Annotated in this window: 14 protein-coding genes and 1 tRNA gene; 7 read left to right on the forward strand and 8 right to left on the reverse strand. The window is 63.1% G+C overall.

Features of this window, described 5'->3' with window-relative positions:
• Nucleotides 1-109: 109 nt before the first annotated feature.
• A complete protein-coding gene (ntrC, locus tag HWX91_RS36385; RefSeq protein WP_028199468.1) occupies nt 110-1,627 on the forward strand; it encodes a nitrogen regulation protein NR(I) in 1,518 nt (505 codons plus the stop codon).
• A 106-nt stretch (nt 1,628-1,733) separates the two neighbouring features.
• Nucleotides 1,734-3,860 (forward strand): prolyl oligopeptidase family serine peptidase, encoded by a 2,127-nt coding sequence (locus HWX91_RS36390; protein ID WP_028199469.1) that lies wholly within the window; start codon nt 1,734-1,736, stop codon nt 3,858-3,860.
• Between the two features lie 40 nt (nt 3,861-3,900).
• Here HWX91_RS36390 and xth read toward each other — a convergent pair whose 3' ends face one another.
• Nucleotides 3,901-4,677: an exodeoxyribonuclease III gene (xth, locus tag HWX91_RS36395; protein WP_028199470.1), complete on the reverse strand. Its 777-nt coding sequence runs from the start codon at nt 4,675-4,677 to the stop codon at nt 3,901-3,903.
• 263 nt (nt 4,678-4,940) lie between these two features.
• On the opposite strand from xth, the gene HWX91_RS36400 reads away from it, so the two are divergent.
• Both HWX91_RS36400 and HWX91_RS36405 read left to right on the forward strand, forming a co-directional pair.
• Entirely contained in the window at nt 4,941-5,228 is a 288-nt protein-coding gene (locus HWX91_RS36400; RefSeq protein ID WP_028199471.1) for a hypothetical protein, read from the forward strand.
• Nucleotides 5,229-5,364: 136 nt separating this feature from the next.
• Nucleotides 5,365-5,441: transfer RNA gene (locus tag HWX91_RS36405), tRNA-Met, on the forward strand.
• A 101-nt stretch (nt 5,442-5,542) separates the two neighbouring features.
• On the opposite strand, the gene HWX91_RS36410 is transcribed toward HWX91_RS36405, so the two are convergent.
• Nucleotides 5,543-6,241 (reverse strand): aspartate/glutamate racemase family protein, encoded by a 699-nt coding sequence (locus HWX91_RS36410; RefSeq protein WP_028199472.1) that lies wholly within the window; start codon nt 6,239-6,241, stop codon nt 5,543-5,545.
• A gap of 201 nt (nt 6,242-6,442) precedes the next feature.
• Between HWX91_RS36410 and HWX91_RS36415 the strand changes: the two genes are divergently transcribed.
• A complete protein-coding gene (locus HWX91_RS36415; protein ID WP_028199473.1) occupies nt 6,443-7,735 on the forward strand; it encodes an amidohydrolase family protein in 1,293 nt (430 codons plus the stop codon).
• Between the two features lie 126 nt (nt 7,736-7,861).
• On the opposite strand, the gene HWX91_RS36420 is transcribed toward HWX91_RS36415, so the two are convergent.
• The 6 genes from HWX91_RS36420 to fixL all read right to left on the reverse strand — a co-directional run bounded on the left by HWX91_RS36420 (nt 7,862) and on the right by fixL (nt 17,538).
• On the reverse strand, nt 7,862-9,970 hold the full coding sequence (locus HWX91_RS36420) for a M3 family metallopeptidase (protein ID WP_028199474.1): 2,109 nt from the start codon (nt 9,968-9,970) through the stop codon (nt 7,862-7,864).
• A 334-nt stretch (nt 9,971-10,304) separates the two neighbouring features.
• Nucleotides 10,305-11,165, reverse strand: a complete 861-nt coding sequence (gene folD / locus HWX91_RS36425) for a bifunctional methylenetetrahydrofolate dehydrogenase/methenyltetrahydrofolate cyclohydrolase FolD (protein WP_028199475.1) — start codon at nt 11,163-11,165, stop codon at nt 10,305-10,307.
• A 393-nt stretch (nt 11,166-11,558) separates the two neighbouring features.
• Nucleotides 11,559-12,500: a DUF2950 domain-containing protein gene (locus HWX91_RS36430; protein ID WP_028199477.1), complete on the reverse strand. Its 942-nt coding sequence runs from the start codon at nt 12,498-12,500 to the stop codon at nt 11,559-11,561.
• A gap of 20 nt (nt 12,501-12,520) precedes the next feature.
• Nucleotides 12,521-13,831 carry a DUF3300 domain-containing protein gene (locus HWX91_RS36435; protein ID WP_028199478.1) on the reverse strand — a complete coding sequence of 437 codons (1,311 nt, stop codon included), beginning with the start codon at nt 13,829-13,831 and terminating at the stop codon, nt 12,521-12,523.
• A 549-nt stretch (nt 13,832-14,380) separates the two neighbouring features.
• Nucleotides 14,381-15,025, reverse strand: coding sequence for an oxygen response regulator transcription factor FixJ (gene fixJ / locus HWX91_RS36440; protein ID WP_028199479.1), 645 nt, complete (start codon nt 15,023-15,025; stop codon nt 14,381-14,383).
• Complete coding sequence (gene fixL / locus HWX91_RS36445; RefSeq protein WP_035520180.1) at nt 15,022-17,538, reverse strand: oxygen sensor histidine kinase FixL; 2,517 nt, start codon at nt 17,536-17,538, stop codon at nt 15,022-15,024. The genes fixJ and fixL overlap by 4 nt, the downstream gene beginning before the upstream one ends.
• 275 nt (nt 17,539-17,813) lie before the next feature.
• Here fixL and aceE point away from each other — a divergent pair, with 275 nt between their 5' ends.
• Together aceE and aceF are read left to right on the forward strand one after the other, a co-directional pair.
• Nucleotides 17,814-20,510, forward strand: coding sequence for a pyruvate dehydrogenase (acetyl-transferring), homodimeric type (gene aceE, locus HWX91_RS36450; protein WP_028199481.1), 2,697 nt, complete (start codon nt 17,814-17,816; stop codon nt 20,508-20,510).
• A gap of 86 nt (nt 20,511-20,596) precedes the next feature.
• Complete coding sequence (aceF, locus tag HWX91_RS36455; protein ID WP_028199482.1) at nt 20,597-22,264, forward strand: dihydrolipoyllysine-residue acetyltransferase; 1,668 nt, start codon at nt 20,597-20,599, stop codon at nt 22,262-22,264.
• The last annotated feature ends 18 nt before the right edge of the window (nt 22,265-22,282 follow it).

Here is a 22,282-nt window from a genome sequence, read left to right on the forward strand (position 1 = left end):
CACAGACCCAGTGAGAAAACGCCGGGCCGCCCCAAGTTTTCTCACCCCCTCGGGGCCTGGCGCAAAACGACAGGTTTGGGGGCTCCTTCAAGACTTCTGAACGACCTATATGAAGCCGATCTGGATAGTAGACGACGATCAATCGATTCGCTGGGTGCTCGAAAAAGCGCTCGCCCGCGAAAACTTCGCGACCCGCAGCTTCGCGAACGTGCGCGAGGCTTCCACGGCGCTCGATCACGAAAGCCCCCAGGTGCTGGTGTCCGACATCAGGATGCCTGGCGGCTCCGGCCTTGAACTGCTGCAAACCGTGCGTGACAAGGTGCCGGGTTTGCCCGTCATCATCATGACTGCGTTCTCGGACCTGGACAGCGCGGTCGCCGCATTCCAGGGCGGTGCGTTTGAATACCTCGCCAAACCGTTCGACGTCGACAAGGCGGTCGAGCTGATCCGCCGCGCGGTGGACGAAAGTATGCGCGGCGAGCAGACCTGGGACGACCGCGTCGCCGATGCACCAGAAATGCTCGGCCAGGCGCCGGCGATGCAGGACATGTTTCGTGCGATCGGCCGGCTGTCGCATTCCGCGGCTACCGTGCTCATTACCGGCGAATCAGGCACCGGGAAGGAACTTGTCGCGCGCGCGTTGCACCGACATAGCCCACGCGCGAACGGTCCGTTCATCGCGTTGAATACCGCGGCGATCCCGAAGGATCTGCTGGAGTCCGAACTGTTCGGTCACGAGCGCGGTGCGTTTACCGGCGCACAGGCGATGCGCCAGGGGCGCTTCGAGCAGGCCGAAAACGGTACGCTGTTTCTCGATGAAATCGGCGACATGCCGTTCGATTTGCAGACGCGCCTGTTGCGCGTGCTCTCGGACGGGCAGTTCTACCGCGTCGGTGGCCACAATCCGTTGCGCGCCAACGTGCGCGTGATCGCGGCGACGCACCAGAATCTCGAATCGCGCGTGCGGCAGGGCCTGTTTCGCGAGGATTTGTATCACCGCCTCAATGTGATCCGCTTGCGTCTGCCCGCATTGCGCGAGCGCAGCGAAGACATTCCGCTGCTCACGCGGCATTTCCTGCAAAAGAGCGCGCGCGATCTGGGCGTGGAGCCCAAGCGCGTGTCTGAAGATGCGCTCGCTTATCTGGCCTCGCTGCCGTTTCCGGGCAACGTGCGTCAACTGGAGAATCTCGCCAACTGGCTCACGGTAATGGCGCCGGCGCAGACCGTCGAGATCAAGGACTTGCCGCCCGATCTGGGGCCCGCGCAGTCCGGTGCAAGCGAGTTCGCGGGCAGCGGCAGTGGCGTGGCCGGCACGGGTGAAGCGGGCGTTGCCGGCGGCGCGCCGATCAACGGCGGCAACGCGCTCGCCCATCCGGCCGGCGCTGCCGGCATGCCTGTCGCGAGCGCCGTCGCCGCCTGGGAAGGCGGCTTGCGCACGGAAGTCGCGCGGATGCTGCGCGAGAATGCGGCCGACGTCATGGACGAACTTGCGCGCCGTTTCGAAGCGGCGGTGATTCGCGAGGCGCTGGACTTCACGCGCGGACGCAAGGTGGAGGCGGCGGAGCGCCTCGGCATCGGTCGCAATACGATTACGCGCAAGATTCAGGAACTCAATCTCGAGCCCTGAGGCTTGCGAGTGAGCGGGGCGGCGCCAGCCGCTCCCGCTCGTCGCATCAAAGGCGTTCAGGCGCACGCAAGGCATAATCGACGCTGTTTTCATTCGACAGCTGACGATGCCTGATTCTCGCGTTCCTCCCGGTCCTCCCGGTCCTTTCCCCTGGCCGCTTTCCCCCGATCCCTTTCTGTCGCTCGAGGCGCTCGACGACCCCGGCGCGCTCGCGTGGGTCGAGGCACAGAATGCGCGCACGCGTGCCGCATGGTGCAGCGGCGCGGAATTCGAGTCGCTCAAACAGCGGCTTGCCGATGCTTATCTGCCGCGTGAGCGTCCGGTCATTCCCGATCGCTGGAAGGACTGGGCCTACGATCTGTGGCAGGACGAACGCAATCCCAAGGGCATCTGGCGACGCACGACGTGGGCGGCCTGGCGTAGTGGCGCGCCGGTCTGGCAGAACCTGCTCGACTTCGACGCGCTCGGTGCGGCCGAAGGCACGCCGTGGGTCTGTGCCGAACTCGACATTCTTTATCCGGATGGCGATCGGGCGCTGATCACACTGTCGCCGGGCGGCTCGGATGCGTTGGTGGTACGCGAGTTCGACATCGACGCGCAACGTTTTGTCGACGACGGGTTCGTGATTGCGAAGGCCGGCAAGCACACGGCGTCGTGGATCGATCGGGATACGCTGTATGTCGGCTGGGACAATGGCCGCAAGACGCTGACGCGCTCCGGCTATCCGCGCGAAGTGCGGCGTTGGGCGCGGGGCAGTGCGCTGGCGGATGCGCCGGTGGTCTTCAAGGGCGCGTTCGGCGACATCGGCGTGGAGGCGCACTACGATCCGCTCGAGCAGCGCCACACGGTGGTGCGCAGCGTCGATTTCTTCGACTCGCACACGTATTACCTCGAGAGGGCTGAGGGCGCGGCGAACGGTGCCGATGTCTGGCGACAGTACGACTTGCCGTCGCACGTCGCTGCAGGCGGCTGGGAAGGCTGGCTGCTGCTCGAGCCGCGCCTCGATTGGGACTGCAACGGTGTGCGCTATCCGGGCGGCGCGCTGCTGGCGATTCGTGAAGCCGCGTTCCTGCGTGGCGAGCGCGACGTGGTGCCACTTTTCACGCCGACCGCGCAAACCTCCGCCTGCGAGTGGACGCACACGCGCAATTACCTGATCGTGTCGTACCTGGAAGATGTACAGAGCAAAACCTCGCTGTGGATTCCGTCGCAAGCGGCGGATGAGACCTGGCATTGGCAGCAGCGCCTCTTTCCGTCGCGTGACGACGTGCAAGCCGATATCTCGCCCGTCGAGCCGACGCTGAACGATGAAGTATTCGTCGATACCGACGATTATTTGCAGCCGCCTGCATACTGGCTCACCGATCTCGCGCAGGACGACCTGAGTGATTGGACCTTGGTTGACCGCTGGCCGACTCAGTTCGACGCGGCACCGTTCGCGGTGACGCGTGGGCATGCGGTGTCGGCGGACGGTACACGAGTGCCGTATACCGTGATCGGGCCGCGGGTTGCACAAGACGCTGCGCAGCCGCCGCGCCCATGCCTGCTCAACGGCTACGGCGGTTTCGCGATTCCGCTGCTTCCGGGCTATCTGACCGGGCAGGGCATTGGCTGGCTCGCGCGCGGCGGCGTCTATGTGGTCGCGCATATTCGCGGCGGTGGCGAGTTCGGCACGCGCTGGCATACGGCGGCGCAAGGCGAGCATCGGCAGCGCGCGTTCGACGATTTCATCGCGGTGGCCGAGGCGCTCATCAGCACAGGCGTGACCAGCGCGGCGCAACTCGGCATTCAGGGTGGCAGCAACGGTGGCCTGCTGGTCGCGGCGTGCATGGTGCAGCGGCCCGAGTTGTTCGGCGCGGTAGTCTGCGAGGTGCCGCTGCTCGACATGAGCCGCTATCACCTGCTGCACGCAGGCGCGTCGTGGATCGATGAATACGGCGATCCGGACGAGCCCGGCGAGGCGCGCGTGCTGGCGGCTTACTCGCCCTATCACCGTGTGAGCGCGGACGTGGCGTATCCGCCGGTGCTGTTCACTACGTCGACGGCAGACGACCGTGTGCATCCGGGACACGCGCGCAAGATGGCCGCGCGCATGCAGGCGCTGGGTGCGCAAAGGGTCTGGTATCGCGAGAACACGGAAGGGGGCCACGGCGGCTCCGATGAACTGGAGCAGGCCGAACATGACGCGATGGTGTTCGAGTTCCTGTGGCGCTGTCTGAACGGGCCGGCGTAGGTCTCGCCGGTCGTGAGTTCAGCCGATCCTCAGCCGATGTTCAGCCAAGCTGCGCGACGACCGGTGCGTGATCCGACGGCTGATCCCATTTGCGCGGCACCTTGTCGACATCGCACGACGAGCATAGCGGGGCGAGCGCTTTCGAGAGCAGAATGTGGTCGATACGCAGCCCCGCATTGCGGCGGAACGCCATCATCCGGTAATCCCACCACGAGTAGATCTTTTCCGGCTGCTCGAACTGGCGGAAGGCATCGACGAGACCGAGATCGATCAGCCGCGCGAACTCGGCGCGCTCTTCGGGCGACACCAGATTCTGACCTTCCCACGCTTTCGGATCGTGCACGTCGCGATCTTCCGGCGCGATGTTGTAGTCGCCGAGCAGCGCGAGTTTCGGATGCAGCGCCATTTCACTCGCGACCCAGTCGTGCAGTGCGGCGAGCCAGTTCAGCTTGTAGGCGAATTTGTCGGTTCCCGGCGCCTGGCCGTTCGGGAAATACGCGGAGATGACGCGCACGCCTTCGACAGTCGCGGCGATCACGCGTTGCTGCGGATCGTCGAACCCGGGGATATTACGCACGATGCCGGTTTCGTCGACGCTCAGGCCGTCGCGCACCAGGATGCCGACGCCGTTATAGGTCTTCTGGCCCGCGAACCAGCTGCGATAGCCTTTTTCTTCGAGCTCGGCGCGAGGGAATTTGTCGTCGGTCAGTTTCAGTTCCTGCAGGCACAACACATCCGTCTGGCTGGTTTCGAGCCAGTCGACGACGTGTTGCAGACGCACTTTCAGGGAGTTGACGTTCCACGTGGCGATTTTCATGAGGTTCTCACATTCTTGCTGAGCGAGGCTTGTGGCATGCTGCCCCGGCATTTTTGCGTTTTTCCGCTTTAACGGCTACCCCGTCTCCATCCGGCGGCCCGGATTCGGGTTGGCGGGAGCGGGTCGATTCCAATAGTTCCGCATCTTATCGCGCGAGACGGGCGACCGTGAAAATTGCCTCGGCGGCCGCAAAAAATAAAAGCGCGCCCACGTCACGCCCCGGCGTATAGTGGGCTCACATCTACGCGCACCGAGGATCCATCATGGCTCAAACTTATCCAGCCCTTTATAAGGACTTCGAAGTGCATCCGTTGGTGTTTTCGCGGGAGTTCGACAAGTTCGACGGTCACAAGCGTCATGCCGAAGGTTACGACGTTGCGGTACGCGTCTGCCGGCCGGGCGCGATCAGCGGCTCGAAGGCGAGCCGCGTATTCCGTCTCGTCCTCGCGTCCACGTTCTCCGATTTCGGCGTGGCGAAACGTAGCGCGAGTCAGTATGGCGCGGACATCATCGACGGCAAGGTGGAAGGCGCGACGGTCCAGGATCTGTGAGTGGTCCGCTTACGTGCAGCATCCCTATGCTGCATGAAAACGAACACGCGCCAAGCTTCGTCGGCAATTATTTCAGTCTTATTTCGCCGGATTGTTTGACGTCTCGCACACGACCCGATATACTCTTTTTCTCTGACGCGGGGTGGAGCAGTCTGGCAGCTCGTCGGGCTCATAACCCGAAGGTCGTAGGTTCAAATCCTACCCCCGCAACCAAGTATTGTTGAAAGCCCGCTAACGCAAGTTACGCGGGCTTTTTAACTTCCAACGTCCGTCACGTCCCTCAGCGCCTCTCATGCATGCGCACGCGCTTGCGTTCAGTCTGCCCCGATCGCCCATTCCACCGCAGCTTGCGCATGCAACGCAGTCGTGTCGAACACGGGTAACGCGGAATCTTCCGGCTTGATCAGCAGGGTGATTTCCGTGCAGCCGAGAATCACCGCCTGCGCACCGCGCGCAGCGAGCCCTTCGATCACGCGCTGATACACCGCACGCGAAGCGTCGTTCACGTTCCCGTGGCACAGCTCGTCGTAGATGATGCGATGCACATCCGCGCGTCCCGCTTCATCGGGCACCAGTGTATCGAGGCCGTAACGCTCGTTCAGGCGGCCGGTGTAGAACGTCTGCTCCATCGTATAGCGCGTACCGAGCAGCCCAACCCGCTCGATTCCCGCGGCGCGCAGCGCGTCGCCGGTCGGATCGGCGATGTGCAGGAACGGTACCTCGATCGCCTGCTCGATCGATTCATACACGCGATGCATCGTGTTGGTTGCGAGTATCACCAGATCGGCGCCGCCTCGTTCGAGTTGACGCGCGGCATCGGCCAGTTGGGCGCCGAGCGCGCTCCAGTCGCCGGCGCGCTGGCTGGCCTCGATCGGCGCGAAGTCGAGCGTCAGCATCAGGCTGCGAGCGTTGTGATGGCCGCCAAGACGCGCCTTCGCATGACGGTTCAGAAGCTTGTAGTACTCGGTGGACGATTCCCAGCTCATGCCGCCGATCACGCCGATGGTTTTCATGGTCTTGCTCCGTGGATGGGTGGATGTGAGGCATCGAGCGTTCGAAAAATCGAGTATAGGCGGCCACCCGTGCCGGCAGCCGGTACGGATTCCCTTCTGCTCGCCGGTACGGCGTCGCGTTAAAACGCCGGCACGCACTTTCTGACGCCGATAGAATCGTAGTCACTCGAATAGCGGTCAACCAGCAACAGGGAGCGAACCATGGATCTGATCATCCGCCACGCAATGCTGCCACCGAGCGCCGCGCCGCAGCAGAAGCAGCCGGTCGACATCGGTATCGAAGCGGGTCGCATCGTCGCCGTCGAACCGAATCTGGCCGCGAGTGCACGTGAAGATATCGACGCCGCCGGTTCGCTCGTTACGCCGCCATTCGTCGATCCGCATTTCCACATGGACGCGACGCTCTCGTACGGTCTGCCGCGCGTGAATGCATCGGGTACCTTGCTGGAAGGCATCGCGCTGTGGGGCGAACTGAAGCCGCACCTGACGCAGGAGGCGCTGATCGAGCGCGCGCTGCAGTACTGCGATTGGGCGGTCGCGCGTGGTCTGCTGGCGATTCGCAGCCACGTGGATGTATGCGATCCACGCCTGCTCGCGGTCGAGGCGCTAGTCGAAGTGAAGCGTCGCGTCGCGCCGTATCTCGACCTGCAACTGGTCGCATTTCCGCAGGACGGCGTGTTGCGGAGCGCCGGCGCATTCGAAAACCTCAAACGTGCGATCGCAATGGGCGTCGACGTGGTCGGCGGAATTCCCCATTTCGAGCGCACGATGGCCGACGGCGCGCAGTCCGTGCGGATGTTGTGCGAGTTCGCGGCGGAGCAGGGCCTGCGCGTCGACATGCATTGCGACGAATCGGACGATCCGATGTCACGCCACATCGAGACGCTCGCGGCCGAAACGCACCGGCTCGGTTTGCATGGGCGCGTCGCCGGTTCGCACCTGACCTCGATGCATTCAATGGACAACTACTACGTCAGCAAGCTCCTGCCGCTGATGCGCGACTCGGGCGTCGCGGCGATCGCCAATCCGTTGATCAACATCACCCTGCAAGGCCGCAGCGACACGTATCCGAAACGGCGTGGCATGACCCGTGTGCCGGAGATGATGGCGGCGGGCATCAACGTGGCGTTCGGTCACGATTGCGTGATGGACCCGTGGTACAGCCTCGGCTCGGGCGACATGCTCGAAGTTGCTCACATGGGTTTGCATGTTGCGCAGATGACGGGTGTCGACGGCATGCATGCGTGTTTCGACGCTGTCACGGTGAACGCCGCGCGCATCCTCGGTCTGGAAGGCTATGGCATCGCGCCGGGAAGCGCGGCCAATCTCGTGCTGCTCGACGCACGCGATCCGGTCGAAGCGATCCGCCTGCGCGCCGCGCGGCTCGCGGTGGTGAGCCGCGGCAAGGTTGTGAGCCGTGCGCCTGCGGCGCGCGCCGCGTTATCGCTGGAGGGGCGCCCGGCGCAAGTGGATTTCAAGCTGCATCGCGCCTAGCGCTCAGAGCGCAGGGCATGCCGGCGCGAGAAAAGAAAAAGCCGGTGCCTGCTCATGCAGGTCACCGGCTTTTGTCGTGAAGTCGACGCCATTTACGACGCCGACTATCGAGCCATTAACGCAAGCTCAATGCGCCGCGCCAGGCGTCATGCCGTTGTGCCGCAGCAAGGCATCGATATTCGGCTCGCGGCCGCGGAACGCCTTGAACGATTCCATCGCGGGACGGCTGCCGCCCACTTCCAGAATCTCCTTGCGATAGCGCTTGCCGGTTGTCTGATCGAGCACGCTGCCGCTGGCTGCCTGCGCGGCTTCTTCGAACGCGGCGTACGCATCGGCAGAGAGCACTTCAGCCCACTTGTAGCTGTAGTAGCCCGCCGCATAACCGCCCGCGAAAATGTGGCTGAACGTATTTGGCCAACGCGAGAACGAAGCTTGCGGCACCACGTGGAAACGCTCGTTGATCTCGCTCGCGAGTTCGGTCGCGTTCTTCGTACCGGACGCATCGAAACCGGTATGAAGCTGCATGTCGAACATCGAGAACACGATCTGACGCAAGGTGCCGAGACCGCTCTGGAAATTCTTCGCGGCGAGCATCTTGTCGAACAGATCGCGCGGCAACGGTTTGGCGGTGTCGACGTGCGAGGTCATGTCGCTCAGCACGTCCCATTCCCAGCAGAAGTTCTCCATGAATTGCGACGGCAATTCAACCGCGTCCCACTCGACGCCGTTGATACCCGACACGCCCAGTTCATCCACCTTCGTGAGCATGTGATGCAGTCCGTGGCCGAACTCGTGGAACAGCGTGATTACTTCGTCATGCGTGAAGCAGGCGGGCTTGCCGCCAACCGGTGCCGAGAAGTTACAGGTCAGATAGGCCACGGGCGTTTGCACCCCGCCGTGTGTGTGCTTGTGACGGCCGCGTGCGTCGTCCATCCATGCGCCGCCGCGTTTGCCTTCACGTGCATACAGATCGAGATAGAACTGGGCAACGAGCCCGCCGTCCTGATTCTCGACGCGGAAAAAGCGCACGTCGGGATGCCAGACGGCTGCTTCGTCGCGACGGATGCGCACGCTGAACAGCGTTTCGGTGACCTTGAACAGGCCCTTGAATACGGCGTCTTCTGGAAAGTACTGTTTGACCTCGTTCTCGGAGAAGGAATAGCGCTTCTGACGCAGACGTTCGGCGGCGAAGGTCATGTCCCATGGCTGCAGGTCGCTCATGCCGAGTTCGCTCGCAGCGAATTCGCGCAGTTCCTTCCAGTCCTGTTCGGCATGCGGACGCGCGCGCGTGGCGAGATCTTCGAGGAATGCCATCACCTGTGCCGGCGATTCGGCCATCTTCGGCGCGAGCGAGACTTCGGCGAAGTTGTTGTAGCCGAGCATGTGTGCTTCTTCGGCGCGCAGTTTCAACTGCTCGGCGAGCACCTGGGTGTTGTCCCATTCGGGCTTGCCGCCGCCGTATTGCGGGCCGAGTTCGGAGGCGCGCGTGACATACGCGCGGTAGATCGCTTCGCGCATCGCACGGTTTTCCGAGTACTGCATGACCGGGAAATACGACGGGAAATGCAGCGTGAATTTGTAGCCGGTCTTGCCTTCGCGTTCGGCCGCTTCTTTCGCGGCTTCGATCACGTCTTCGGGCAGGCCGGCCAGTTGCGCCTCATCGCCGGCCTCGACGATGTAAGCGTACGCGTTCGTCGCATCGAGCACGTGATCCGAAAACGCTTTCGACAACCCTGCCTGGCGTTCCTGCAATTCGGCGAAATGCGGCTTCTGGTCTTCCGGCAATTCCGCGCCCGAAAGGCGGAAATCGCGCAGCGCATTGCCGAGGATCTTCTTACGCTCGCCGGTCAGCGATGCGAAATCGCTGCTGGCGTTCAGTGCCTTGTATTTCTCATACAACGCGAGATTCTGACCGACGCTCGACCAGAATTCGGTCACGCGCGGCAGATTTTCACCGTAGACGGCGCGCAGTTCCGGCGTATCCGCCACCGCGTTCAGATGGCCGACCACGCTCCAGGCGCGCGATAACGGTTCGGTGGCGCGCTCCACCGGCTCGACCACGTCGGCCCACGAGGCGGGCGTACTCGGCTGGGCGGCGCGCTCGACGGCGGCGGCCGCATCGGCGAGCAGCACGTCGAGGGCGGGCGTGACGTGTTCGGGGCGAATTTCGCCAAAGCGCGGCAGGTCGGAGAAATCGAGGAGCGGATTGTCGTGCTTCGAGGGGGTAGTGGACATAAGGCTTCCTGTCTGACGCGGGTGAACGGGTAATCGGTGCATCGACGGGCGCGCGCTGCAACGCCCCGATGACGCTCTATAGAGGCATTATTGGGGCAGGGCGCGCCGATTCCAATCCGTCGGCAGACAAATTATCAGATGTCGCGCGACTGTGCGCGGGAGCGCGAATGCCGCACGCGGTCGAATCGACGCCGATGCGTCGCTGCGCGCGGTGGGAAAGTGGGCAAGAGGAATTGCTGCCATGCGGCATTGGCAGAGCGGGCCGCACGGCATGAAAGGCTTTTTGCGTGCCGGGGAGGACGCCTCGACGCCCCGGCGGCACGCGCGGGCGTGTTTAAGCCTTGGCCGCCGCTTCGCGCTCGGCGGCTTCGATCGTATTGACGAGCAGCATCGTAATGGTCATCGGACCGACGCCGCCCGGCACCGGCGTGATGTAGCCGGCCACTTCCTTGACGCCGGCGAAATCGACGTCGCCGCACAGCTTGCCGGCTTCGTCGCGATTCATGCCCACGTCGATCACGGCTGCGCCCGGCTTCACCATATCCGCGGTGAGAATGTTGCGCAGACCGGTGGCGGCGACCACCACGTCGGCGTTACGGGTGTGGGCGGCCAGATCGCGCGTCTTGCTGTGGCAGATCGTGACGGTCGCACCGGCTTCGAGCAGCAGCAGCGCCATCGGCTTGCCGACGATGTTCGAGCGGCCGATCACCACCGCATTCGCGCCTTGCAGCGGAATTTCGTAAGCCGCCAGCATTTTCATCACACCGTACGGCGTGCACGGGCGGAACAACGGCCGGCCGGTCATCAGCGCGCCGGCATTGGCGACGTGAAAACCGTCCACGTCCTTTTCCGGGGCGATAGCTTCGATCACCTTGTGGCTGTCGATATGCGGCGGCAATGGCAGTTGCACCAGAATGCCGTGGATCAGCGGGTCGCGATTCAGTTCGTCGATGCGCGCCAGCAGCTCGGCTTCCGGCAGATCGGCCGGATAGCGGTCGAACGACGAACCGAGGCCGTTGTCATGGCACGCCTTGACCTTGTTGCGCACATAGACTTCGCTGGCCGGATTGTCGCCGACCAGCACCACGGCGAGGCCCGGCTGATGGCCGCGAGCGGTGAGGGCGGCGGCACGCGTGGCGACTTCGGCGCGCAGGGTCTTGGAAAGGGCTAGGCCGTCGATCAGTTTGGCAGTCATGGTCGGTCGAGATGGGCAGTTTGGAAAGCGGGACAGAGCGCCGGCGCGCGTGACATGGGCGGCACATGCGATGGCGCTTTTCGTCGGAAACGGGGCGGCACGTGAAAAGCGCGCGGCGCGAATCAGGGATAAGCGGCGCTGCGAAGTCCGTCATTATACCGACCCTGCACGGCGGCCCATGCAGGGATTGCTGCCGCGCGGGAACAGGGTGCCTTCGCGAAGCTTCGGGCTGCGCAGAGGCGTGCTGGCAACGGGGGCGAAGGCGGTTCGGCAGGTGCCGGCGCCGGCGCGAACCTCAGCATGGATGCCGGCGCCGGGCGGCGGCGCGGATCCGGAAACAGACCGGCCGCGAACGGCCTGATGCGCCGCCGCGGCCGTCGAACACCACGATTCTCATGGCTGCACGGGTTGCCAACTGTCGTCCGGATCGAACGATTTGATGGCGGCCGCGGCACGTGCGGTTTGCGGGCCCAGGTTCTTCTGATAGACCTGACCTTCCTGATTGACGATAAAGCTCATCACGCCAGTCTTGCCATACTCGGCCGGCGAGGCGATCAGCCCAAACCCTTTGCTCAGCACGCCGTTCTCCACATAGTTCTGCGCGCCACCTTTCGCGTGCGGACCTTGTGCCGTCAGGATCCGGTAGTGATAGCCGTGATAGGCCTCGGTCGGCAGCGTGCCGTCGGGCATGGTGGCGGCGAGCGGTCCGAGCGGGCTTTCCGTTTCGCCGGGCGCGGTGATCCAATAGAGGCCGTCATGCTGGCCTGGCGTACTGACGAAGCGCTGGGCGTAGTGCTGGGTCAGGTTGTGATAGTCGTATTGCGCGTCGAGGTAGGCGAGCGAGGTCAGGATCGCGGCGCGTTCGTTACGGCCGATGCGGCGTGTAAGCATTTCGTCCTGCGCGGCGGGCGGATCGAAACGCCAGCCGTGCGCGGCCTGCACCAGCGGAATCGGCAGCGTCCAGCCACTGTCGCCGACCGCCAGATGCGCGGTTGCGCGTCCGTTGTTCTTCACCGGGTCCTCGACGATCTGATGCCCCTTCGACCATGCGCCGAGGAACTGGTAGATGTCGTCTTCGCCGATTCCTTCGGCAGGAATGAAGCGATGGAAATCGTTGCCGAGCACGTGTTTGAGCGCATCCTCGTCGTTGCGGGCGAGGGCGTCGACGAACGCATTGGCGGCTGCGTCGGCCGTGGGATAGACCGCCTGGGCGTGTGCGGCAGTTGTGCCGAGCAGCAGTACCGGCGCCATCAGCAGGCTGCCGGTCGTGCCGAGGGCGGCGGCGAGTGTCCGAACGTGGGCGCGCAAAGCGCCGCGTGGAAATAAGCGAATCATTAGAAACTCCTCGTGATCGTTCAACGGTTGCGGCCGAGGTGGCGTTCACCGCCGCCACCGCCCAGTCTGCCGCCGCCACCGAAGCTGCCACCTCCGCCGCCGCGCTGGACCCCACCGCCGTTTGCGCCGAGACCGCCGCCGCTGCGTTGCTGGCCGCCACCGTTGGCGCCGAAGCCGCCGGAACGGTTACTGGCAGCATTGCGGCTCGCCTGGCCACGCTGCATGTCCTGCCGGGCGGTATTGCCGTCACCGGCGCCGCGCAACGCGTTATCGCGATTGACGTTCTGTGCGCGGTTTTGCAGATCGGCGTTGGCGGTGCCTCCCTGATGAATCCCTTGCACGCGCTGGCTCGCGTTGCCGCTCAGGTTCTGGCCGGTGCGGTTCTGCAGGGTTTGCTGCGCCTGAGCACGGGCAGCGTCGTCACGGCCGCGGTAGGCGTCGCGTTGTGCACCGCCGAGGTTGTTGTTGACGTTGCGGTTGAGGTTCGCGTTGTTGACGTTGCGATTGACGTTGGTGTTGCGGTTCCAGTTCGTCGTGCTGCTGTTCACGTTGAGCCGGTTGTTCACATTGATGTTGTTGTACCGGTTCACGTTGATGTTGACGTCATGCGTGTTCCAGTTGAAGCCGCCCCACAACGAGTTGGCTACGGCTACGCCGGCGCCGAACGCGAGGCCGGTAGCGAAACCGGTTGCGATTGCGTAACCGGGCGGCGGTGGAACATACACGGGCGGATAGGCGGGATAGGGCCACGTACCGTAGACGACAGTCGGGTTATACGTCGGCACGTACACCACTTGCGGATTGGCCGGCACGATCTGAATCGTGCTTTGCTCGACCACGACCTTCTGCTGTGAACTGGTCTTCAGATTGCCGGCGGCCTGCGCCTGTTTGCGCAGGCGTTGCACGGAATCCATCACGTCGTTGGGCTGGGCAAGAAAGGCATCGCCCAGTTGCGAGACCCAGTCGGGTTTCGACGCCATCGTCGCGAGGACCTGCGGGAAAGCGACCAGCGATTGCACGCTCGGATCCCAGGGCTCGGACGCGACTGCTTTGACGGCGTCATCGCCTTGTAGCTTCGCGTTCGCTTTCGACCATGCGGCCGCGGCCTGCACGTCTTGCGGGAAGGTGGCTGCCATCAGAACCTGCGCAAGCAGCGCGTCGGGATAGAGCGCGATGGGCGCGGTCAGCGAATCGAGCTGCTGGTTCGATATCTTTGCGGCGCTTTGTGCGTAAGCGGCAGTCGGCGCGGCGAGACCCATGACGAACGGCGCACCCGCGAATGCGGCGCAGATAAGCAACACACGCGAACAGTGTGTTCCGGATCGTTTCACGATGAAATCCTCCCGGCTGGGTTAGACGCGCGAGACTGATGCGCAGCGCATGCTGCGTTGCCCGGGCGCAATGAGATGTGGAGCGTGATGAAGAGAGGGGCGGATGGCCCAGATGTGGCCGAACCGATCGATATGACACAGGCACCGGCGAAGCAGTCAGGCCACTTCACCTGTTTTGCATTGCCTGACGCCGGGTATGACAACTGCAGTGCATCTGTCCTGTGCTCATCGGGCATCAGCGATTCCTGCTAAGGAGTTCTGTGTAAATTAGGGGACACAGCCGTGCTTGTCAATCGTGTCGGAGGAAAGAAGTTGATGACGTTTGACGTAAGCGGACGCTGACTAATACGCAGTAATGCTGAATAGATACTGACGCGCCGAGCTATGCGGCTCATCGTCATTGCGCTCGATCAAAAAGCGAAGAGAGAGCCGGGGAAGAAAGCGGGGGCGTGCGAGGAAGTGGGTGGGCCGGACGTGTCGCCAGTCCGGCCGTTGAAACTTAATCGCGATCCGCGGACTGGGCCGCGGTCGTTATCGCGCTTGTTATATTTATTGCGCCGGTTGCGGCTTGTTCGACAGCGCGAGACGCAGCAGATCGGCGACCGTGTTGACGTTGAGCTTTTCCATGATGTTCGCGCGATGCGCTTCAACCGTCTTGATGCTGATGCCGAGGTCGTCGGCGATCTGCTTGTTCAGACGGCCGGCGATGATGCGCTCGAGCACCTGGTGTTCACGCGCGGTCAGCTTGCCGAGACGTTCGGCGGCGGCGCGCTGTTGCTGCACGCTGGTGCTTTCGCTGCGCGCCTTGTCGAGCATGCGCTCGACCAGCTTGCGCAGTTCCGCTTCGTCGAACGGTTTTTCGATGAAGTCCATCGCGCCTTTTTTCATCGTCGACACGGCCATCGGCACGTCGCCGTGACCCGTCACGAAGATGATCGGCAGCACGGAGTTGTCGGCGATCAGGCGTTCCTGCAACTCGAGCCCGCTCATGCCGGACATCCGCACATCGAGAATCAGACACGCGATCTGGCCCGGATGCGTATGCGGCTGCCACGCGTCGATGAACTGCTCGGCGCTGGAGAAGCATTGCACGCGGTAGCCGTTCGCCTCCAGCAGCCAGCGCAGCGAATCTCGCACGGCCTCGTCGTCGTCGACGACAAAGACTGTTTCCTGTGTGGTGACTGGGCTGTTCATAGCTCTCCCGTAACGGTTTGTGGTGTCGGCGCCTCTGACCCGCCGTTGCTCGGGCCGTCAGGCTCTCCAATAGGCAGACTGCAATGGAACGTGGCGCCCGTGATGTGGCCGTCAGACTCGACGTTGTTCACCACCCACAGACGACCGCGGTGCGATTCGATAATCGAACGGCAAATGTTCAGCCCCATGCCCATACCGTCGGACTTGGTGCTGTAAAACGGTTCAAACAGACGCTCGGCGGTTGCCTCGTCGACCCCCGGGCCCTGATCCACAACGCTGATGCAGACAAATCCGCTGTCGAGCCGCACGACCACGCGAATCACGGGGTCGACCGCATTCGGGCGTGCATCGTGCATGGCTTCCACGCCGTTCTTCAGCAGGTTCACCAGCACCTGCTCGATCAGCACCGGGTCGACGTAGATTACCGGCAAGCGCGAGCGCAGGTCGGTCACGATGCGAATCTTGCGCTTGCGCGCTTCGAGTTCCGCGAGACCCACCGCGTCGGCGACGATATCGGCCACGCGCGTGGCCTGGCGTTTCGGCTCGCTGCGTTTCACGAACTCGCGAATGCGCTTGATGATCATGCCGGCCCGCACCGCCTGCTGAGCGGTTTTTTCGAGCACGGGCAGGAGATTGTCGGGCGTCGTTCGACCGGATTTAACCAGTGCGACGGTTCCCGAGCAATAGTTATTGATCGCGGCGAGCGGCTGGTTCAGTTCGTGCGCGAGCGACGAGGCCATTTCGCCCATCGTCATCAGGCGGCTGGTGAACTGCAGCTTCTCGTCCTGCTGACGCGAGAGTTCCTGAGCCTGCTTGCGGGTGGTGATGTCGGTCGCGATCTGCATCTGCGCGAGGTGGCCGTCCACCCACTGAATGTACTGACGGCGCACTTCGAACCATTTCTGGATGCTTTGCACATAGACTTCCTGCGCATCGGCCGTACTTTCGGTCAGGGCCGCGGCAGGCAGGCCCGCGTAGGTGTCCACCATGTCGATCGAATCGGACGACGCCTGCGCGCTATCGAATCCGCCGCCCGCCAGTTCCAGATGGCCGTCCGGGCGAATGCCGAACAGGTGGCGGTAGTAGCGGTTGGCGAACAGCAATTCGGCTTCGTCGGCGGCCAGCACGGAGACGGCGGCGTCCAGGCTTTCGAGCACGGTCGTGAAGCGTTCATGCGCGGCGGCGAGTTCCTCGCGCGCGCGCTTGGGCTCGGTGATGTCGGTCATCGACGACATCCAGCCGGTCTGGCGGCCCGAACTGTCGATCAGCGGCGACACGTAGAGCCGCGCGTGGAACGACGAACCGTCCTTGCGGCGCACCCGCAATTCGAAACCTGAAGACGGTGCCTTGCCGCGCAGCGTCATGTCGAGCTGGCGTTGCATTTCGGGGTAGGCGTCGCGCGGCCAGTAGGCGAACGGCGCGTTCTTGCCGACCAGATCGCTTTCGTCCCAGCCGGTCATCCGGCAGAAAGCGGGATTTACGTGCGTGATACGGCCGTGCATGTCGAGCACGCGCATACCGATCAGCACCGAGTTTTCCATTGCGCGGCGAAAGAAGGCTTCGGCGTAGAGCGCCTGCTGGGCCTCGAAACGTTGCCGCGTGTGCTTCCACAAACTCCACAGACTCCACAGCACGAAGCACGACAGGCCGGCCACCAGCCATACCAGCGTGTTGTTGGTGAAGTTGGTCATCTGCGGGAACGCGTAGACGCGTACCGAGACGCCCTGGCCCGGCGGGTCGAGCGGCAGATCGTAGAACATGTCGCGCGGCAGGCGCGGGCGGGTCGACGTGGTGGTCAACTCGCGGTTATTCACGTCGATGATCGAGATTTTGTACTTGGCCGACAGCTCGGGCGGAATGTCGTGCTTGAGGATGCCTTCCACCGAGAACACGGCGGCAATCGTGCCGAGGAAGTCGCGGTCGCGGTAGACCGGCGTCTGCAGCGTGATGTAGCCATTGCCGAGGTCGTCGTAGATCAGCGGCGAATACACCTGGCGGCGCGTGTTGCGCGCCTCGGCGAAGGCGGCTTTGACGGCCTCGTCCATCTGCGCGTCGTTCGGCTTGGCAAGGCGCTGGCCGAACACGGGGAGGGCGGTATTGGGCCAGCGCGGTTGCTGCTGGCTCGTATACCAGTTCATGTAGAGGATCTCGGGATGCCCCTGCATGATGTCCGTAGTGGACACCTGGAATGAATGCGGATCGGCGTGGCCGGCGACGAGATCGCGGGCGAGGGCCTGAATCTGTTCCTGCGCGCCGGTCATGGACAGGCGGATCTGTTGCTGCGCCCACGCGACATTACGGTAGAGCGTGTCTTCCTGCTGCTGCTGTTCGCGCCGGTTGAGGCTCCACAGAATCAGGCTCATGACGACCAGAAAAACCAGGATCGACAGCAGCGGCGTGAGCAAATAGGAGTTCGACCACCACGGTCCGTGGTGCCAGCGGGAGGACGGCGTCGAATCCGCCGGCGAACCAGCGGTGCGCGCCGAGCGAGCGAAAAGCCGTTCGGTCAACATGCGTGGCATTGTAGCGCAGCAAGTCGCTAGCAAATGGCGCAAAAAAGCGCTGAAAGAACCGTTATTCGGCGCAAACTAGCCGACGTATCCGTCGATCGGCAGTCAAATCAGGTTGCGCCGCAACAATTTTCCGCATTATGAGATCTGATCTCGTAATTCGAAAATTTTGTTGCGCGGACGTCGGGACCCCTTTTACAATCGGCCGAAGCTGCCGCGGCCGTGCTTCGTCCGCGTCGTCTGTTCAAAGAGCGTTCCTCTATATCCAGGAGACGAGCATGTCCGCTGTACCCGACGAAGTCATGAAATATGTCGCCGCTGAAAAAGACGACGATCCCCAGGAAACCGGCGAATGGCTGGAAGCGCTGGATGGCGTGATTTCTGCTGTGGGCCCCGATCGCGCTCACTACCTCATCGAGAAACAGATCGAATTCGCCCGCGTACACGGCGAACATCTGCCGTTCTCCGCAAACACCCCGTACATCAATACGATTCCTGTGTCGCGTCAGGCGCCGATTCCCGGCGATCAGGACCTCGAACACCGCATCCGCTCGTACACGCGCTGGAACGCCATTGCCATGGTGCTGCGCGCGGGCAAGGACACGAACGTCGGCGGCCACATCGCCTCGTTTGCGTCGGCCGCCACGCTGTACGACGTCGGCTATAACCATTTCTGGCACGCGCCGTCGGCTGAACATGGCGGCGACCTCGTGTTCGTGCAGGGCCATTCGTCGCCGGGTGTGTACTCGCGCGCGTTCCTGCTCGGCCGTCTGAGCGAAAACCAGCTCGACAACTTCCGTCAGGAAGTGGGCGGCGAGGGCATCTCGTCGTATCCGCATCCGTGGCTGATGCCGGACTTCTGGCAATTCCCGACCGTCTCGATGGGCCTTGGCCCGATCATGGCGATCTACCAGGCGCGCTTCATGAAGTACATGCAGGCGCGCGGCATTGCGAAGACAGAAGGCCGCAAGGTCTGGGCGTTCCTCGGCGACGGCGAAACGGATGAACCGGAATCGCTCGGCGCAATCGGCATGGCCGGTCGCGAACGTCTCGACAACCTGGTGTTCGTGATCAACTGTAACCTGCAGCGCCTGGATGGCCCGGTGCGCGGTAACGGCAAGATCATCCAGGAACTCGAAAGCGAATTCCGCGGCGCCGGCTGGAACGTCATCAAGGTCGTCTGGGGCAGCCGCTGGGATGCACTGTTCCAACGCGACAAGTCGGGCGCGCTGATGCGCCGGATGATGGAAGTCGTCGACGGCGAATATCAGACGTACAAGTCGGAGTCGGGCGCGTTTGTTCGCGAACACTTCTTCAATACGCCGGAACTGAAGGCGCTGGTCGCCGACTGGTCCGACGAAGACGTGTGGAACCTGAACCGCGGCGGCCACGATCCGCACAAGATCTATGCCGCGTTCAGCGAGGCGAGCAACACCAAGGGCCAGCCGACCGTCATTCTCGCGAAGACGATCAAGGGCTACGGCATGGGTGAAGCCGGTCAGGCGATGAACATCACCCACCAGCAGAAGAAGCTGCACGTGGATCAGCTGAAGAAATTCCGCGACCAGTTCCGCCTGCCGATTTCCGACGAAGATATCGTCAACGTGCCGTACCTCAAGTTCGAAGAAGGTTCGAAGGAACTCGAGTACATGCGCGCTCGCCGCCAGGAGCTCGGCGGCTATCTGCCGGCGCGTCGCCAGAAGGCCGAGTCGCTGCCGGTGCCGGCGCTGGACGCATTCGAGCCGCTGCTGAAGGGCACGGGCGAAGGCCGTGAAATCTCCACGACCATGGCGTTCGTGCGGATCCTGAACATCCTGCTGAAAGACAAGGCACTCGGCAAGCGCATCGTGCCGATCGTGCCGGACGAGTCGCGTACTTTCGGTATGGAAGGCCTGTTCCGTCAGATCGGTATCTGGAATCAGGACGGCCAGAAGTACATTCCGGAAGACTCCGATCAGCTGATGTTCTATCGCGAATCGGAATCCGGTCAGATCCTGCAGGAAGGCATCAACGAAGCCGGTGGCATGTGTGACTGGATCGCAGCCGCGACGTCGTACTCGACGCACGGCGAGATCATGATCCCGTTCTACATCTTCTATTCGATGTTCGGCTTCCAGCGTATCGGCGATCTGGCATGGGCGGCGGGCGATATGCGTTCGCGCGGCTTCCTGCTGGGCGGTACCGCTGGCCGCACCACGCTGAACGGCGAAGGTCTGCAGCACGAAGACGGGCACTCGCTCCTGTGGGCGGCATCGGTGCCGAACTGCATCAGCTACGACCCGACGTTCGGTTACGAACTCGCCGTCATCATGCAGGACGGTCTGCGTCGCATGGTTGCCGACCAGGAAGACGTGTACTACTACATCACGGTGATGAACGAGAACTACGAGCACCCGGCGATTCCGCAGGGCGACGCTGTAGCGGCCGACATCATCAAGGGTATGTATTCGTTCAGAAAGGCTGACGCGAATCAGAAGGCGCCGCGCGTTCAACTGATGGGCGCGGGCACGATCTTCAACGAAGTGATCGCCGCTGCGGATCTTCTGAAGAACGACTGGGGCGTCGCGGCCGACCTGTGGAGCGTGCCGAGTTTCACCGAACTCGCGCGCGAAGGCCACGAAGTGCAGCGCTGGAACCTGCTGCACCCGACGGAAGAGAAGAAGGTCTCGCACGTCGAGAAACTGCTGAAGGACGCACAGGGTCCGGTCATCGCTTCGACCGACTACGTGCGCGCGCTGACCGAGCAGATCCGCGCGTTCGTGCCGCAGAAATTCGTCGTGCTGGGCACGGATGGCTACGGCCGTTCGGACACGCGTGAGAAGCTGCGCCACTTCTTCGAAGTCGATCGCTACTGGGTCACGGTTGCCGCGTTGAATGCACTGGCAGACGAAGGCACGATCGAACGCAAGGTGGTCGCCGAGGCGCTCAAGAAGTACAACCTTGATCCCGCCAAACCCAACCCGATGACCGTCTAAGGCATCATTCCCCGTGTGCCGTGGCGTGCGCGCCTGCCCCTGATCGCCAGGGGCGGGTGGCGTGCGCGGCCCAGGAGACACTAACAATGAGTCAAGCGATCGAAATCAAGGTGCCGGACATCGGCGATTACAAGGACATTCCTGTGATCGAGGTGCTGGTGAAGGCGGGTGATACCGTCGAGAAAGAGCAATCGCTCGTTACGCTGGAATCCGACAAGGCGACCATGGACGTGCCGAGCTCGGCCGCCGGCGTCGTCAAGGAAGTGAAGGTCAAGGTTGGCGACAACGTGTCGGAAGGTTCGCTGATCGTCGTGCTGGATGGAGCGGGCGCTGCTGCGCCGGCACCGGCTCCCGCTCCGGCGCCTGCCGCAGCACCGGCTCCCGCAGCGGCCCCCGCTGCTGTTCAGGCATCCGCGCCTGCGCCGGCGCCCGCTGCCAGCGGCGGCGGTCTGCAGGAAGTCAAAGTGCCGGATATCGGCGACTACAAAGACATCCCCGTGATCGAAGTCGCGGTGAAGGTCGGCGATCGCGTCGAGAAAGAGCAGTCGCTGGTGACGCTGGAATCCGACAAGGCGACCATGGACGTGCCGAGCTCGGCCGCCGGCGTCGTCAAGGAAGTGAAGGTCAAGGTCGGCGATACCGTGTCGGAAGGCTCGGTCATCGTCGTGGTGGAAGCCGAAGGTGGCGCTGCCGCGCCGGCACCGGCACCCGCGCCGAAGCAGACGGCCGAAAAGCCGTCGGACGCGCCGGCTGCTCCGTCGCCGGCACCCGCTCAACCGTCCGCACTGGCGCAAGCGCCGGTGATCCAGGCGGGCGAGGGCGGTGCGCGCAAGGCGAGCCACGCTTCACCGTCCGTGCGCAAGTTCGCGCGCGAACTCGGCGTCGACGTGGTGCAAGTGCAGGGCACCGGTCCGAAGGGCCGCATCACGCAAGCCGACGTGACCGCCTTCATCAAGGGCGTGATGACCGGTCAGCGTGCCGCACCTGCTGGCGCTGCGCCGGCTGCCGCGGGCGGTGGCGAACTGAATCTGCTGCCGTGGCCGAAGGTCGACTTCACCAAGTTCGGCCCGGTCGATGCAAAGCCGCTGTCGCGCATCAAGAAGATCTCGGGCGCGAATCTGCATCGCAACTGGGTGATGATTCCGCACGTCACGAACAACGATGAAGCGGACATCACCGATCTCGAAGCGCTGCGCGTGCAGTTGAACAAGGAAAACGAAAAGGCCGGCGTGAAAGTCACGATGCTGGCGTTCGTGATCAAGGCAGTGGTTGCCGCCCTGAAGCAGTTCCCGACGTTCAATGCCAGCCTCGACGGCGACAACCTGGTGTTCAAGCAGTACTTCCATATCGGCTTTGCCGCCGATACGCCGAACGGTCTGGTCGTTCCGGTGATTCGCGATGCGGACAAGAAGGGTTTGATCGATATCGCGAAGGAAATGACCGAGCTTTCGAAGGCCGCGCGTGATGGCAAGCTGAAGCCGGATCAGATGCAAGGTGGCTGCTTCTCGATTTCTTCGCTGGGTGGGATTGGCGGGACTAACTTCACGCCGATTATCAATGCGCCTGAAGTCGCCATTCTCGGTTTGTCGCGTGGCGCGATGAAGCCGGTGTGGGATGGCAAGCAGTTTGTGCCGCGTCTGATTCTGCCGCTGTCGTTGTCGTATGACCATCGCGTGATCGATGGGGCTGCGGCGGCGCGGTTCAATGCGTATCTGGGTGCGATTCTTGCCGATTTTCGGCGTGTGATTCTTTGATCTGATGGTGCGCGGGGC

The organism is Paraburkholderia fungorum (assembly GCF_902833645.1).
Taxonomy (GTDB): Bacteria; Pseudomonadota; Gammaproteobacteria; order Burkholderiales; family Burkholderiaceae; genus Paraburkholderia; species Paraburkholderia fungorum.